This window comes from Amycolatopsis jejuensis, assembly GCF_000717335.1.
Taxonomy (GTDB): domain Bacteria; phylum Actinomycetota; class Actinomycetes; order Mycobacteriales; family Pseudonocardiaceae; genus Amycolatopsis; species Amycolatopsis jejuensis.
In genome coordinates this window covers 126,121-140,553 of sequence record NZ_JNYZ01000018.1, presented here as the reverse complement: position 1 = coordinate 140,553, position 14,433 = coordinate 126,121, and the positions used below count along the sequence as shown (strand labels likewise).

Annotated in this window: 16 protein-coding genes; 8 read left to right on the top strand and 8 right to left on the bottom strand. The window is 70.9% G+C overall.

Annotated features, from left to right (window positions below):
* Positions 1 to 43: 43 nt before the first annotated feature.
* From OO71_RS24875 to pip, 3 genes are read right to left on the bottom strand one after another with little or no spacing between them, the layout of a single operon-like run.
* Positions 44 to 799, bottom strand: coding sequence for a lysophospholipid acyltransferase family protein (locus OO71_RS24875; RefSeq protein ID WP_033292287.1), 756 nt, complete (start codon positions 797 to 799; stop codon positions 44 to 46).
* A gap of 44 nt (positions 800 to 843) precedes the next feature.
* Positions 844 to 1,248, bottom strand: coding sequence for a nitroreductase family deazaflavin-dependent oxidoreductase (locus OO71_RS24870; protein WP_033292286.1), 405 nt, complete (start codon positions 1,246 to 1,248; stop codon positions 844 to 846).
* An 18-nt stretch (positions 1,249 to 1,266) separates the two neighbouring features.
* Positions 1,267 to 2,247 carry a prolyl aminopeptidase gene (gene pip, locus OO71_RS24865; protein WP_033292285.1) on the bottom strand — a complete coding sequence of 327 codons (981 nt, stop codon included), beginning with the start codon at positions 2,245 to 2,247 and terminating at the stop codon, positions 1,267 to 1,269.
* 93 nt (positions 2,248 to 2,340) lie between these two features.
* Here pip and OO71_RS24860 point away from each other — a divergent pair, with 93 nt between their 5' ends.
* From OO71_RS24860 to OO71_RS24840, 5 genes are all read left to right on the top strand, one after another.
* Complete coding sequence (locus tag OO71_RS24860; RefSeq protein ID WP_033292284.1) at positions 2,341 to 3,024, top strand: response regulator transcription factor; 684 nt, start codon at positions 2,341 to 2,343, stop codon at positions 3,022 to 3,024.
* 4 nt (positions 3,025 to 3,028) lie between these two features.
* Complete coding sequence (locus OO71_RS24855; RefSeq protein ID WP_033292283.1) at positions 3,029 to 4,315, top strand: sensor histidine kinase; 1,287 nt, start codon at positions 3,029 to 3,031, stop codon at positions 4,313 to 4,315.
* 91 nt (positions 4,316 to 4,406) lie between these two features.
* On the top strand, positions 4,407 to 5,183 hold the full coding sequence (locus OO71_RS24850; protein ID WP_033292282.1) for a carbon-nitrogen hydrolase family protein: 777 nt from the start codon (positions 4,407 to 4,409) through the stop codon (positions 5,181 to 5,183).
* The gene (locus OO71_RS24845) at positions 5,180 to 6,874 is read left to right on the top strand and encodes a flavin monoamine oxidase family protein (protein ID WP_033292281.1); all 1,695 of its coding nucleotides are present in this window, start codon (positions 5,180 to 5,182) and stop codon (positions 6,872 to 6,874) included. The genes OO71_RS24850 and OO71_RS24845 overlap by 4 nt, the downstream gene beginning before the upstream one ends.
* A 109-nt stretch (positions 6,875 to 6,983) precedes the next feature.
* Positions 6,984 to 7,613 (top strand): TetR/AcrR family transcriptional regulator, encoded by a 630-nt coding sequence (locus OO71_RS24840; RefSeq protein ID WP_033292280.1) that lies wholly within the window; start codon positions 6,984 to 6,986, stop codon positions 7,611 to 7,613.
* A 199-nt stretch (positions 7,614 to 7,812) separates the two neighbouring features.
* Here the strand turns inward: OO71_RS24840 and OO71_RS24835 are convergent, their stop codons facing one another.
* Positions 7,813 to 8,520: a TetR/AcrR family transcriptional regulator gene (locus OO71_RS24835; RefSeq protein WP_033292279.1), complete on the bottom strand. Its 708-nt coding sequence runs from the start codon at positions 8,518 to 8,520 to the stop codon at positions 7,813 to 7,815.
* A 52-nt stretch (positions 8,521 to 8,572) separates the two neighbouring features.
* Here OO71_RS24835 and OO71_RS24830 point away from each other — a divergent pair, with 52 nt between their 5' ends.
* The 3 genes from OO71_RS24830 to OO71_RS24820 all read left to right on the top strand — a co-directional run bounded on the left by OO71_RS24830 (position 8,573) and on the right by OO71_RS24820 (position 10,351).
* Positions 8,573 to 9,442: an alpha/beta fold hydrolase gene (locus OO71_RS24830; protein WP_033292322.1), complete on the top strand. Its 870-nt coding sequence runs from the start codon at positions 8,573 to 8,575 to the stop codon at positions 9,440 to 9,442.
* Positions 9,443 to 9,670: 228 nt separating this feature from the next.
* The gene (locus tag OO71_RS24825) at positions 9,671 to 10,093 is read left to right on the top strand and encodes a hypothetical protein (protein ID WP_033292278.1); all 423 of its coding nucleotides are present in this window, start codon (positions 9,671 to 9,673) and stop codon (positions 10,091 to 10,093) included.
* A gap of 72 nt (positions 10,094 to 10,165) precedes the next feature.
* Positions 10,166 to 10,351, top strand: a complete 186-nt coding sequence (locus OO71_RS24820; RefSeq protein WP_033292277.1) for a DUF5302 domain-containing protein — start codon at positions 10,166 to 10,168, stop codon at positions 10,349 to 10,351.
* A gap of 87 nt (positions 10,352 to 10,438) precedes the next feature.
* On the opposite strand, the gene OO71_RS24815 is transcribed toward OO71_RS24820, so the two are convergent.
* The 4 genes from OO71_RS24815 to OO71_RS24800 form a co-directional block, all read right to left on the bottom strand.
* Positions 10,439 to 11,512 carry a Glu/Leu/Phe/Val family dehydrogenase gene (locus tag OO71_RS24815; protein WP_033292276.1) on the bottom strand — a complete coding sequence of 358 codons (1,074 nt, stop codon included), beginning with the start codon at positions 11,510 to 11,512 and terminating at the stop codon, positions 10,439 to 10,441.
* 139 nt (positions 11,513 to 11,651) lie between these two features.
* Positions 11,652 to 12,851 carry an aminotransferase class V-fold PLP-dependent enzyme gene (locus OO71_RS24810; RefSeq protein ID WP_033292321.1) on the bottom strand — a complete coding sequence of 400 codons (1,200 nt, stop codon included), beginning with the start codon at positions 12,849 to 12,851 and terminating at the stop codon, positions 11,652 to 11,654.
* Positions 12,848 to 13,639: a tryptophan 2,3-dioxygenase gene (locus OO71_RS24805; RefSeq protein ID WP_033292275.1), complete on the bottom strand. Its 792-nt coding sequence runs from the start codon at positions 13,637 to 13,639 to the stop codon at positions 12,848 to 12,850. Before OO71_RS24805 ends, OO71_RS24810 begins: the two co-directional genes overlap by 4 nt.
* A gap of 7 nt (positions 13,640 to 13,646) precedes the next feature.
* Positions 13,647 to 14,420 (bottom strand): PaaX family transcriptional regulator, encoded by a 774-nt coding sequence (locus OO71_RS24800; protein ID WP_156096522.1) that lies wholly within the window; start codon positions 14,418 to 14,420, stop codon positions 13,647 to 13,649.
* Positions 14,421 to 14,433 lie beyond the last annotated feature (13 nt).

Here is a 14,433-nt window from a genome sequence, read left to right as displayed (position 1 = left end):
GAAACTACCCGCCACAAGCCGGGAAAGCGGCGTGACCGCGAGCTCACCCGGCCCGGATCCCGGCGAGCAGCTCGGTCACCGCGGCCATGATCCTGCCCGTCGCCTCCTCCAGCACTTCCCTGGTCGGGGCGAGGCCGTGCAGGTCGGCGAGGTCCACCGGCGGACCGGCGACCAGCTCCACGGTGCGCCGCGGGAGACCGCGCGGGAACCACGCGCCCCGGGGCAGCAGCTCGTGCGTACCCCAGTTCGCCACCGGGATCACCGGGACGCCCGTCTCCAGCGCGATCCGGGCCGCGCCGGTCTTGCCCTTCATCGGCCAGCGGTCCGGGTCGGTCGAGAACGTGGACTCCGGGAAGATCGCCACACACTCGCCTGCCCGGACCGCCGCGACGGCATCCCGGTACGCCCCGGACGCGGTCGGCGCGCCGCGGTGCACCGGGATGTGCTTGCCCGAGCGCATCACCGACCCGATCACCGGGGCCCGCCACAGGCTCGCTTTCGCCAGGTAACGCGGCACCCGGCCGGCCCCGAGGCAGAACGCGGTGAGCGTGGCCGGATCGGCGAACGACAGGTGGTTGGAGGCCACCACGACCCCGCCCGAGGACGGAAGGTGCCGCGCGCCGCGCACGCGGAACCGGCTCAGCGCGGCGAGCAGCTGCCACACCACCTCGATCGCGACGTGGTACCAGGCTCCGCGACCGGCACGGGCGAACCGCCTGCCGTACGCCTGCATCCCGAAAAAACCGAGCAGCTCACCCTCGAGCGGGGTCCAGCGGGTGCGCAGCGCCATGAGAGTCATTCGTAGCCGAACTCACCCCGGTTCGGCGCCGCGCAGGACCGGGATCACACCCGCTCGAGCACCACCACGGGGATCTCGCGGTCGGTCCTCGTCTGGTAGTTGTCGTAGTCCGGCCACACCGCGGCGAGCTTCCCCCACAGCCGCGCGCGCTCCTCGCCGGTGGCCGTGCGGGCAGTCGCGGTGAACTTGTCCGCCTTCACCTGCACGCCGACCTCGGGGTTCGCCAGCAGGTTGAGGTACCAGCCGGGGTGGTTCGGCGCGCCGCCCTTGGAGGCGACGATCACCGGGTTGCCGTCCTCTTCCTGGTAGATCAGGGCGAACTTGCGGTCCTGCCCGGTCTTGCGGCCCTTCGTGGTGAGCACGAGGACCGGCGCGCCCTTCTCCCAGTCGTGGCCGACCGCCCCGTCGGTCTCCTCGTAGCGGCGGACGTGCTCGTCACCGAACAGCATGGGTTTCCCTTCGTCGTCCTATCCCGGCGCAGGCCCCTGCTCCGCGGCGAACCGATCGGTGGCGCTGATCAGCTCGTGCAGCGTGCCCGGCTCGTCGAAGGCATGTCCGGCATCGCCGATCATCCGCAACTCCGCACCCGGCAGCACCTGCGCGAGTTCCCAGGCCGTGGTGGCGGGGGTGACCACGTCGTACCTGCCTTGGACGAGAACGCACGGGATGCCCGAGAGCTTCCCGGCGCCGCGGATCAGCTGGTCGGGCGCGAGCCAGCCGCCGTGCCGGAAGTAGTGGTTCTCGATCCGCGCGATCGCGAGCGCGAACTCCGGCTCGCTGAACGCCGCCACCACCTCCTCCTGCGGGGTGAATTTCACCGTCTCGCCCTCCCACCGGCTCCACGCGAGCGCGGCAGGCCCGTGCACCTCCGGATCCGGATGGTTCAGCAGTTCGTGGTACACCTCGAGCAGGTTGCCGCTGCGGCGTGGATACGGCACCGGCGCGAGAAACTTCGACCACGCCTCCGGGAACAGGCAGGCCGCTCCCCCGCCGAACAGCCACTGCACCTCCTTGACCCGCAGCGTCGCGACCCCGCGCAGCACCAGCTCGGTCACCCGCGCGGGGTAGGTTTCGGCATACGCGAGGGCGAGCACGCTGCCCCACGAACCGCCGAACAGCTGCCAGCGATCGATCCCCCGGTCCTCCCGCAACCGCTCCATGTCGGACACCAGATGCCAGGTCGTGTTCACCGCCAGATCGGCGTCGGACGTACTGCAGTGCGGGGTGCTGCGACCGCAGCCGCGCTGGTCGAAGAGCACGATCCGGTAGCGGCTCGGGTCGAAGAGCCGCCGGTGCCGCGCGGATGCCCCGCCCCCTGGCCCGCCGTGCAGGAACACGACCGGTTTGCCTTCGGGGTTGCCGCATTCCTCCCAGTAGACCGAGTTGCCGTCGCCGACCGGCAGCAGGCCGTGGTCGTACGGGTCGATTTCCGGGTACAGGCCGAGCATGCCAGCCACTATGCCCGACGCGCGGGTCACCGCGCTGCGCGTCCACTGTGGACGGGGCGGCGACGGCCGGACCGCGCCGGTTACCCTGCGGAGGTGGCGAAGGTACTGGTGGTCGAGGACGACGCGGCAATCGGCAGCGTTCTCGACGCCGCGCTGCGCGGGCACGGCCACACCGTGCAGTGGTGCCGGGACGGGCGGAGCGCCCTGCGGGAGACCGCGGCCGACCTCGTGCTGCTGGACCTGGGCCTGCCCGACGTCGACGGCGTCGAGGTGTGCCGTCGGCTGCGGGCCGCGATGCCCGGCGCGGTGGTGGTGATCCTCACCGCACGGGCCGACGAGATGGACGTGGTGGTCGGGCTCGAGGCGGGCGCCGACGACTACCTCACGAAGCCGATCCGGCTGGCCGAGCTGCTGGCCAGGGTCCGCGCGCACCTGCGCCGGGGCGCCCCGGCCGCGCCGTCGACGCCGGTGGTCCGGGTCGGTGCGCTGGAGGTCGACACCGCGAGCAGGCGGGTGAGCCTCAGCGGGCGCGAGGTCGCGCTGCGCGCGCGGGAGTTCGACCTCCTCGCGCGGCTGGCCGCCCAGCCGGGGCAGGCGGTGAGCCGGGACACGCTGATGGCCGAAGTCTGGGACTCGCACTGGCACGGGTCCACCAAGACCCTCGACGTCCACATTGCCGCATTGCGGCGCAAGCTCTCCGCGGCCGCGCAGTCGCCGTTCGAGATCCCGAAGATCGCCACGCTGCGCGGGCACGGGTACCGGCTCGAGGAAGGCTGAGCGCGTGCGCCGCCGGATCGTGACGCTCACTGTGCTGGCCGCGGTTCTGGCGACGAGTCTTTTCGGGCTGCCGCTCGCGATCGGGGTGCTGTGGTACTTCCGCACGCATACGACGTCCGAGCTGGAGCGGGCCGCGGACGGCGCGGCGGTTGCGGTGTCCCACGCGCTCGCCGAGGGAAAACCGTTGCAGCTGCCCGAAACCGAGTACGGCGCAAAGGTCGGCGTCTACGATCCGGCCGGGCGGCTGCTGGCCGGGGAGGGCCCGGCGAGCGCGGACAACGTCGTGCGCGGGGTCGCCGCGACCCGCACCGACATGCTCAACCAGCGGGTCGGTGACGACGACGTCCTCGCCGTGCCGGTGCTCACCGGTGCCGAGCTCACCGGCATCGTGCGCGCGGCCGTGCCGCGGACCGCGCTGATCCAGGACGTCGGGGTCATCTGGCTGGTGATGGCCGGATGTGCGGTCGCCGCGGTGCTCGCGAGCTGGCTGGTCGCGCGGCGGATCGCGGCGCGGCTGACCCGTCCGCTGGAGGACCTCGCCGGTGCCGCGGCCCGGCTCGGCGAGGGCGATTTCACCGCCCGCGCCCCGCGTTCGGACGTTGCGGAGATCGACCGCGTCGGCGCCGCGCTCGACGTCACCGCCACCCGGATCGGCGAGACGCTCGAACGGGAACGGGCGTTTTCCGCCGAGGCGTCGCACCAGCTGCGCACACCGCTGGCCGCGCTGCGGTTGCAGCTGGAGTCGGCGCTCGAAACGCCGGGGCAGGATCCGTACACCGCGGTCCGCGCCGGGATCACCGCGGCCGACCGGCTGGAACGCACGGTGGAGGACTTGCTCGCGCTGTCCCGGGAACGCCGCGCGCCCCGCGACGTCCTCGACCTCGACGCGCTGCTCGCCGAGCTGCTTGACATCCCGTTGCCCGGCGGCCGGAGACTGCGGCTGGAGGTCACCGATCCGCCGCTGGTGCGGGCGTCGGCCCCGGCGGTCCGGCAGGTACTCGCGGTCCTGCTGGACAACGCCGTGCTGCACGGCCGGGGCACGATCACCGTGCGGGCCCGCGACGCCGGTGGCGCGCTCGCCGTCGACGTCCTCGACGAGGGTCCTGACCTGGGGGAACGCGATCCCTTCACCGAGCACACTGCCGGTGGGCACGGGATCGGGCTCCGGCTGGCCCGCAGTCTGGCCGAGGCCGAAGGAGGACGGCTGCGGCTGTCGCATCCGCACCCGCCGACGTTCACCCTGCTGCTGCCCGACGAACCCGAAGACGCGGCCGACCCGTCGGAACAATGAATCACTGCAATTCGCGGCCGATTCACAATGAATTCTGGTTTTCCGAGGTGCAATCCGATCGATACCGTGGCTCAGTACCCTCGGAGGCTTAATGATCATCACTGTCCACCAAGGACCGTACGACCGGCTGCCGGACGCGATGGCCACCGCGGCAGAACACGGCGCCGACCTGGTCGTGACCGCCGAGATGGGCACGACCGGTTACAACATCGGCGCAGCCGCCGTCGCCGAACGAGCTCAACCAGCCGACGGACCCCTCGCCGCCGAACTGGGTGTGCTGACCACCAAGCACGGCGTCGCGCTGGTCTACGGCTACCCCGAACGCGATGGCGAGGCCGTGTACAACTCGGCGCAATTGCTGTCCGCACAAGGGGAACGGCTCGCGAACTACCGTAAGACGCACCTCTTCGGCGATCTCGACCGCGGCCAGTTCTCCCCCGGCGACGATCCGGTGGTTCAGGCTGAACTCGGCGGCGTGCGGGTCGGCCTGCTGATCTGTTATGACGTCGAGTTCCCCGAGACGGTCCGCGCGCACGCACTCGCGGGCACGCAGGTGCTCCTCGTGCCCACCGCGTTGATGCGGCCCTATGAACGCATCGCCGACTTGCTCATTCCGGTTCGCGCGCACGAAAGCCAGCTTTACGTGGTGTACGCGAACCGCTGCGACACCGAAGGCGAGCTGACCTACTGCGGCCACTCGACCATCGCTTCTCCCGACGAGGTCGTCGCGAAGGCGGGCGACGGCTCGGAGTTGGTGTTCGCCGACATCGACCCCGCATTGCTGGCCAGGGCCCGGGCCGAAACAACCTACCTGGCCGACCGGCGGCCGTCGCTCTACCGCTCCCTGACCGAAGGACCCGGCGCATGACCTCCGCAGTCCCCGCCGCGATCCACGCCGAAGAGCCCGGCGGGCGGCCGATCACGATGTTCGGCCCCGATTTCCCGTTCGCCTACGACGATCACCTCGCGCATCCGGCCGGGCTCGGCACGGTTCCGGCGCAGGTGCACGGCACCGAGGTCGCGGTGATCGGCGGCGGCCTGTCCGGCATCGTGACCGCGTACGAGCTGATGAAACTCGGGCTGCGGCCGGTGGTGTACGAGATCGCCGGAATCGGCGGGCGGCTGCGGACGCACCGCTTCCCCGGGCTGCCGGACGACGTCGTCGCCGAGATGGGTGCGATGCGCTTTCCGCCGTCGTCGACCGCGTTGTTCCACTATCTCCGCAAAGTCGGGCTGGAAACGGTGCCGTTTCCGAACCCGTTGTCGTCCGCCACGCCGAGTACGGTCGTCGATCTCAAGGGCCACAGTCACTACGCGCGCACGCCGGACGACCTACCCGCGGTGTACGGCGAAGTGGCCCGCGCATGGCAGCGCACGCTCGACGAGCACGCGTCGTTCGCCGAGATGCAGAAGGCGATCCGCGACCGCGATACCGCCACGATCAAGCAGATCTGGAACGAGCTGGTACCCCGGCTCGACAACCAGACTTTCTACGGATTCCTCTGTGACTCCCCGGCTTTCGCCTCCTTTCGGCACCGGGAGATCTTCGGTCAGGTCGGATTCGGTACCGGTGGCTGGGACACCGACTTCCCCAACTCGATCCTCGAAATCCTCCGCGTCGTCTACACCGGCGCGGACGACGAGCACCGCACCATCGTCGGCGGCAGCGGACAGCTTCCGCAGCGGCTGTGGGAACACGTTCCGGAGCAGCTGGCGCATTGGCCGTCCGGGACGAATCTCGCTGCCCTGCACGAAAACGGAACCCCGCGACCCGGTGTCACGCGGCTGCATCGCACCGCGCCGGACAACCTCACGGTCACCGACACCTCCGGCCACATCCGCACGTTCCCCGCCGCCGTGTTCACCGCGCAGAGCTGGCTGCTGCTGTCGAAAATCGAGTGCGACGAGGCGTTGTTCCCGATCGACCACTGGACCGCCATCGAGCGCACGCACTACATGGCGTCGTCGAAGGTTTTCGTTCCCGTCGACCGTCCGTTCTGGCTCGATCCGGACCCGGACACCGGCCGCGACACGATGAGCATGACCCTCACCGACCGCATGCCGCGCGGCACCTACCTGCTCGGCACCGATCCGGACCGGCCCGCGGTGATCTGCCTTTCCTACACCTGGGCCGACGATTCGCTGAAGTGGCTGCCGCTCGGCGTGTCCGACCGGGTCGAGGTGATGCTCCAGTCCCTGCGCGAGATCTACCCGCGGGTCGACGTGCGACGGCATCTCGTGGGCGACCCGGTGACCGTGTCGTGGGAGGCCGAACCGCATTTCATGGGTGCGTTCAAGGCGAATCTGCCCGGGCATTACCGGTACCAGCACCGGCTTTTCACCCATTTCATGCAGAACACGTTGCCCGCACCCCAGCGTGGTCTCTTCCTTGCCGGTGACGACATTTCGTGGACCGCGGGCTGGGCCGAAGGCGCGGTGCAGACGGCGGTCAACGCGGTGTGGGGCGTACTGCGGCACTTCGGCGGCGCAACGGATCCGGCAAATCCCGGCCCGGGAGACCGGTTCGCCGACCTCGCGCCGATCGCGCTCCCCGACTGACCTCCGCCGTCAACCCGTACCCGGGGGTAGCCAGCCGATGGTGTCTGCCCTCGCGACATCCGGCGGGATGAATCCGCCGTACTGAACCGATCATGCGAAACTGGGGTGCATGAGCACCGATCCGGCGCCGAAGTGGCGGAGACTCGAACCGGACGAGCGCAAGGAACAGATCTACGCCTGTGCGGCAAGGCTGTTCGGCGAGCGCCCGTACTCCGAAGTGTCCACTTCGGACATCGCGGCCGCGGCCGGGGTCGCGCGCGGCCTCATCAACCATTACTTCGGCACGAAACGCGAGCTGTACCTGGAGATCGTGCGGCGCGCGCTCACCGTGCCGCGGCTCGCCGTGGAAATCCTGCCCGACGGCCCGCTCGAGCTGCGGGTGGGCGTGGCCATCGACTGGGTGCTCGAAATGGTGCGCGGCCAGGAGAAGATGTGGCTCGCCGCGATCGCGCCGGAGGGCATCGGACGGGACCCGGAGGTGGACCGGATCGTCGCCGAGGCCGACCGCGCGTCGGCCGACCGGGTGCTGGAAGCGATGGGACTGTCGCGCGAGAGCGAGCACGGCGAGGAGCTGAACGCGGCGGTGCGGGCGTTCGCGGGCATGGTGAAGGCCGCCGGACGCGAATGGCTGGTGCACGGCGCGCTCGACCGCCAGCAGGTGCACACGCTGCTGAGCGCGTCGCTGGTGACCGTGGTGACGCAGGTGTTCCCGGCCATCCAGCATCCGCCGGAGCCCTGACCGCGTCCGCAGGGAAGAGAACCCCCGGCACCACGAGGGGGGAGGAAAGTGCCGGGGGCCCCTTCCGGAGGCAATGCCCCCGGTACCTCTCCACGCTACGCCCGCCAGGCGTCGAATCGGTGTCAGTTCGCTCCGCCGCGACCTGACTTTTCACCACGACCACGCGGACGGCCCAGTGCGGAGCCTCCCGGTGGAGCAATCACGCGCCGAGATGACGGGTGAGCCCGTCGAGGCAGCGGCGGATGGCGAAATCGAACATGCGGGTGTGGTACCCGGCCGCACGATCGGGGTCGGTGAGCAGTTCGTGCATCGCGCGGCCGTGCGCGGCCATCCCCGGCAGGTCCTCGCGGTCGCGGTACGCCGCGTACGCCTCGGTGTTGCCGAGCCGCAGCGCGAGGCTGCCGTCCCGGTCGTCCTCCAGCGCCACGAACTGGCACGCGGTGGTGGTGAGCAGAGTGTAGGCGAGCGGGCTCTCGTCGCCGAAGCCCGCGTCGGTCAGGATCCGCACGCCGAGGTCCACTGTGGGCGCCGCGGCTTCCGGCGAAGGCCCGAACGACGCCATCCGCCGCGCCGTGCCCGGGTGCCGGCGCAGCACCTCGCGTAGGTCGGTGAGCAGTTCGACGAACCACTCCTGCCACGGGAGTGTCTCGTCCGGCACCCGGAGCTGACTGACCACGCGGTCGAGCACCGCGCACGCGACCGCGTCCCGGTCACCGACGTGGTGGTACACCACCGCCGGGTACGCGCCGATCGCTGCGGCCAGCTGCCGGAGCGTCCAGTTGTCGAGGCCGCGTTCGATGGTGAGCGCCACCGCGGCGTCGATCACCTTCCCGGCGGTGACCGCCGGCAGTCCGGCGGCCGAGCGGGAACGAGGGCTCCTCCCGGTACGCGAGGACGAAGTCGGCATGCATTTCACCGTACCCGGCGCCGGCACCGCGGGCTCGGGCATGATCTGGGGTATGCCACGCGCGCAGGCCAACGGCCTCGAACTCGAATACGACACGTTCGGCGACCCGGCGCAGCCGCCGGTCGTGCTGGTGATGGGTCTCGGCGCCCAGATGATCACGTGGGAGGAGGGGTTCTGCGAGCTGCTCGCCGGCCGCGGCTTCCACGTCGTCCGGTTCGACAACCGCGACGCCGGTCTCTCCACGTCACTCGACGACCACGGGGTGCCCGACCTCGCCGCCGTCATGGCCGGGACCAGCAAGGCACCGTACCTGCTGCCGGACCTCGCCGGCGACGTCACCGGCCTGTTCGACGCGCTCGGATTCGCCAAGGCGCACCTGGTGGGCGCATCGATGGGCGGGATGGTCGCGCAGCAGGTGGCAATCGACCATCCGGACCGGCTGCTGAGCCTCACGTCGATCATGTCGACGACCGGGGACCCGGCGGTCGGCCAGACCTCACCCGCCGCGCTCGCGTCGCTCACCCGCGAGCGCGCAGCCACCCGCGAGGAGGCGATCGAGCAGAGCATCGCCGCCTATCGCGTCACCGGCTCGCCGGGCTATCCGGCGACCGAGGAGTACCTGCGGCACAAGGCAACCCGCGCCTACGACCGCGCGCAGCACCCGTTCGGCATGCAGCGGCAGGCCGCGGCGGTGGTGGCATCGGGAGACCGCACCGAACGACTGCGCGACGTGCGGGTGCCCACGGTGGTGCTGCACGGCGACGCGGACGTGATGATCGACGTCAGCGGCGGGAAAGCGACCGCGGCCGCAATCCCCGGCGCGGAACTGGTCATCCTGCCCGGAATGGGCCACAACCTCCCGGAACCACTGTGGCCCGACATCGTGGACGCCATCCAGCGCGCCACCACGCGCGCGGCCTGAGGCCGGTCAAGAAGAGCAACACCGGACCGCCGCCCCGCACCGAACGGCTGCGCGACGTCCAGGTGCCCACAGTTGCATGGCGATTCGGACATGAGGATCGTCGTCAGCGGCGGCAAAGTCACCGCTCGGGCCGGAGGCCGGTCAAAAAGGCGTCAAGAACACCGGCCGGAGCGTAGGGAAGCCGTCGGCGCACCCTGGGTCACGCGCCCGCGCGGGGTGCACTGGGGTATGCGTACCGAAGAGAGACTTGCGGGCGGGTTCGGCTTCCCGCTCGGCTGTGTGGCAGTGGTGGCGGCTGCGATCGCGGCGGACCTCGCGGGGGCTACCGCGCATCCGGGCTACGCCGTCGCCGCGGTGGCGCTCGCGGTCACGGCAGTGGCAATGCTCACCACTCCCCTCGCCGCGGCCGGGGTTGCCGCCGTCGCGTGGGCTGTGCTGTCCGGCTTCGCGTACGGCCGTGCGGGCGACCTGCTCTTCGACGCCGCCACCGGCCGGGTTGCGCTGGTCCTGGCCGGTGCGCTGGTCCTGGGACTGGTCGCGGGGACGGTGCTGCGGGCCCGGCGCCGGGTCCTTCCCCCGCCCCCTCCGGAGGCCGTGCCTGCTCCGCGCCGTCCTGCCGAGGCGAGCCACCACCGGGTCGCCGCGCCGTGAAATCGGCTCGCCAAGGTGCCCGGATGGTGCCAGTCTGGCGGGGTACGACGTCGCCACCTTCGGAGGTCAGCCATGAGCGAAGCACAACCGGCATCCAGCGACGAGGAGGGCGACGTCAAGCGCAAGTTCCGCGAGGCGCTCGAGCGCAAGCAGGCGAAGGCCCGCGAAGGCGCGTCCCACGAGAACGGCGGGCAGCACTCCCAGCACGCGCACGGCCCGGCCGCGAACAAACGCACTTTCCGCCGCAAGAGCGGCTGACCCCGGCAGGTCCGGCTTCAAGTCCGTGAAGGGAACCATCAGGGAATCTGATTCCGTGATGGTTCCCTTCACGGCTTTCGGGGGAAGTTACACGGTGAGGATCGAGCGCAGGCGGCCCACGTCGGTCATCCGGCGTTCGGCGAGCCGGTCGGCAGCCGCGGCCGGGGGTACGCCGTCGGCCTTGGCCAGCGCGTACACCGCCTTCGTCGTGTCGAAGATGGCCGCCGTCTTACGCTGCGCGCGGGCGAAGTCGAAGCCGTGCCGCTCGTCGTCGACCTGGATCACGCCACCGGCGTTCACCAGGTAGTCCGGCGCGAACAGGATGCCGCGGTCGTCGAGGAGCTTGTCGACACCCGGATGCGCGAGCTGGTTGTTGGCCGCCCCGCACACGATCCGTGCCCGCAGCGCCGCGACGGTCTCGTCGGTGAGCACGCCGCCCATCGCGCACGGTGCGAACACGTCCAGCTCGGTGCCGACCATGGTGTCCACATCGGACACCACCTCGACACCCGGGTACGCCGCCCGGGTGCGTTCCACCGCAGGCGCGGACACGTCGGTGATCACCACCTGCGCCCCGGCTTCGACGAGGTGCCCCACCAGGATGTGCCCCACCTTGCCGACCCCGGCCACGCCGACCCGGCGGCCGGACAGCTCGGGCCCGCCCCACACGTGGTCGGCGGACGCGCGCATGCCCTGGTACACGCCGAAAGCAGTGAGCACGGACGAGTCCCCGGCGCCGCCGTCCTCGGGCGAGCGGCCGGTGACGTAGTGCGTTTCGCGGGCGACCACGTCCATGTCGTGGACGTACGTGCCCATGTCGCAGGCGGTGATGTAGCGGCCGCCGAGGGATTCGACGAACCGGCCGTAGGCGCGCAGGAGCGCTTCGGACTTCAGCGTGTTCGGGTCGCCGATGATCACGGCCTTGCCGCCGCCGAGGTCGAGCCCGGCGAGCGCGTTCTTGTACGCCATTCCTTTGGAGAGCGCGAGAACGTCGTCGATCGCGGCGTCTTCGGTGGCGTAGGGGTAAAAGCGGGTGCCGCCCAGCGCCGGTCCCAGCGCGGTGGAGTAGATCCCGATGATGGCCTTGAGGCCGCTGGCCTCGTCGTAGCAGAACACGACCTGTTCATGGCCGCTGTGCCGGCCGAACACACCTTCGGTCACGGTGGTGACTCCTTTGTCTCCCGCGCGGTTCGTGGCCGCGCGTTGCAGTGAAAACGGTGCACACCGGGGAGCCGGGGGTTGCCCGCTCCGCAGTGCACACCGTCAACCTACTTCGCCCGATCCCGGGCCACCACCCGCATTACCCCTCTTCCGCAACAACCTCCCGAAGGGTGGACATCGCGGCCGTCAGCTGCGCGTCGGACAGGTACGGCGCGGGCCCGAACCGAAGGTAATGACCCCGGCTGTCGGTGCGCACCCCGCGGGCAGCCAGGCCTTCGCACAGCCGCCCGGCCACCGGGCTGCGCAGCGAGAGGAAGCCGGCGATGCCGTCGAGCGGGGCCTCGCGATCGCGGGTCACGACGTCCTCCCGCAGGCCGAGGTCGTCGAAGCACTGGGCCAGCAGCCCGACCTGGTGCTGCGACACCTCGCGCAGGAACTCGGCGGTCAGGCCTTGTTCGGCGAAGAACTTCTGCACGCGTACCCCGCGGTAATGGCTTGACGGGTCGTACGTGGCTCCGGCGAATCGGTCACCACCAGGGGCGTACGCGACTTCGCCGGGCCGTCGTTCGTTGGCCAGCGCGCCGAATTCCGCATACCAGCCGGTGATCACCGGGCGCAGTTCCTGTGCGTGCGCGGGCAGGCGCAGGAAGCAGTTGCCCTCGCCGAGCTGGAGGTACTTGTACCCGCCGCCGAGCACCCACGCGTCGGTGAGCCCGAGGTCGTGCATCGGGAACGGCACTGCGCCGACCGCGTGGTACGCGTCGACGACCAGTTCGGCCGACCGGCGGCGGCACGTTTCGGCCAGGTACGCCAGCCCGGGCACGATCCACGACGTCTCGAACAGCACCGCCGACACCAGCACCGCGGCCGTACGGTCGTCGACCTGCTCGGCCAGCCGCTCGGCCAGCGTCGCCGCCGGAGCCGCCGGAACCCGGACGACCTCGATCCCCTCCTCGGCCAGCCGAGTGAGCTGGCGGCGCAGGGTGTGGAATTCGCCGTCGGTGGTCACCAACCGCGGACGTTTCCGCAGGTCCAGGGCCGACAGGAAGCGGAGGACGAGCTCGTGCGTGTTCGGGCCGAGCGCGTAGTCGCCATGCGGATCGGACAGCCACTGCCGGAAGCCATCCCGGAGTTCGTCAGCCTTCGCGAACGCGCGGCCCCACTTCTCGTCGACGTCCCGTGCGGCGTCGGCGAACGCCTCCCGCAGGCCTTCCTCGGCGACGTCCGGCCAGGCCTGGTGCGAATGCGCGGACAGCAGCAGCCGGTCGGCCACGCCGAACCGCGAGTAGTGCGGGGCGAGCGCGTTTGCGTTGGCGCGCAAGGAATCCAGCGTGGTCACAGCCGGCTCCGCACGGCCCACAGGTCCTGGAACATCGGCTGGAACAGCGTGCTGCGGAGGTAGAACGCGCCGGACGAGCCGCCGGTACCGGTCTTGTCGCCGATCGTCCGCTCGACCATCTTCACGTGCCGGTACCGCCATTCCTGCAGGCCCTCGTCGAGGTCGACAAGGCATTCCGCGACCACCGACGGGCCGCCGTCGTCCTGGTAGACCTTCAGCAGCACTTCCTGCAGCTCCGGCGAGGGCTCGAGCGGGCGCGTGACGTCGCGGTCGGTGGGCACCGGGTAGCCGTTGCCGGACAGGTACGTCAGGAACGAGTCGAACACCGACGGCCGCTGCATGGCCGAGGCGATCCGCGCGCGCTGCTCGCCGCCCTCGGGGTAGTGCGCGAACACCCGCTCGTCGCGACGGCCGAGCACCGCCTCCAGCTCGCGGAACTGGCCGGACTGGAAGCCGCTGGACGCGTCGAGCCGGGTCCGGAAGCTGGTGAACTGGCTCGGCGTCATCGTCTCCAGCACGTCGATCTGCGCCACCACCACCTTGAGCACGGTGAGAATGCGGCGCAGCGTGCGGATCGAGTGGGCGGTGTTGCCCGCTTCGAGGTTCTCCTGCAGGAACGCGGCCTCGTGCAGGATCTGCTTGAACCACAGCTCGTAGACCTGGTGGATCACGATGAAGAGCAGCTCGTCGTGCTCGTCGGAACGCGGGCGCTGCGCGCCGAGCACCTCGTCGAGAGCCAGGTACGACGTATAACTGAGGGCGGCTTGGGGGTCGTTCGGTCCGGTCATGGGTTCCTCATCTCGTGGACAGGGTTCGGTCGAAGTGCCGCTGCGCCGGCGGGGCGAGCGCGGAATAGAGGTCGTGGAACAGCTCGACCGCGGCGGCCCGCGTGCCCGGCGCGGGAATCAGTTCGGACGGCAGTTCCGGGTCGAGCGAAGGGAATTCGCGGTACGTGTGGACGAGCCGGGTGCGTACCGCGAACGCTTGCCCGTCCGGCAGATCGCGCGGGTACTCGCCGAAATCCGAGACGAACGCCGCGTACCGGGCGGACAGGCCGTCGAGGTCCCAGGCCCGGCCGGCGAGCCGGCGTACGTCGAGCGCGGCGGACGGGGTCCCGAGCATCAGCCCGGCGTGCTCGGCGACGTCGAGCTCGGCCAGCAAGGCGAGAACCTCGGCCTCCCGGTCGTGCGGTGCGAGCCAGGTGCCGTCCTGTACCGGGCCGAAGCCGAGGAACCGCAGCCGCCGCACCAGCCGCTCGCGGGACCGGCGGCGGGTCTCCGGGATGTTCTGCCACAGCACGGTCCAGGTCCCGGCCGGTTCGGCGCGGCGGCCGAGGCCGAAGATCCGCCGGTCACCGGCCTCCAGCAGGGCGACCGTGCGCGGCGTCAGCGAGTAGTGCACCAGGCGGCCGTCGCGGTGCCGGGCCAGCAGGCCGCGGCGGACGAGCCGGGTGAGCGCGATCCGGGCCGCGCCGTCGGAAAACCCCAGCTCGTGCAGCAGGGCGACGAGCCCGCCGGACCACACGCGCCGGCTCTCGCGCGGGCGCACGTAGCTGCCCAGCAGGGTCATCACGAGCTCCTGC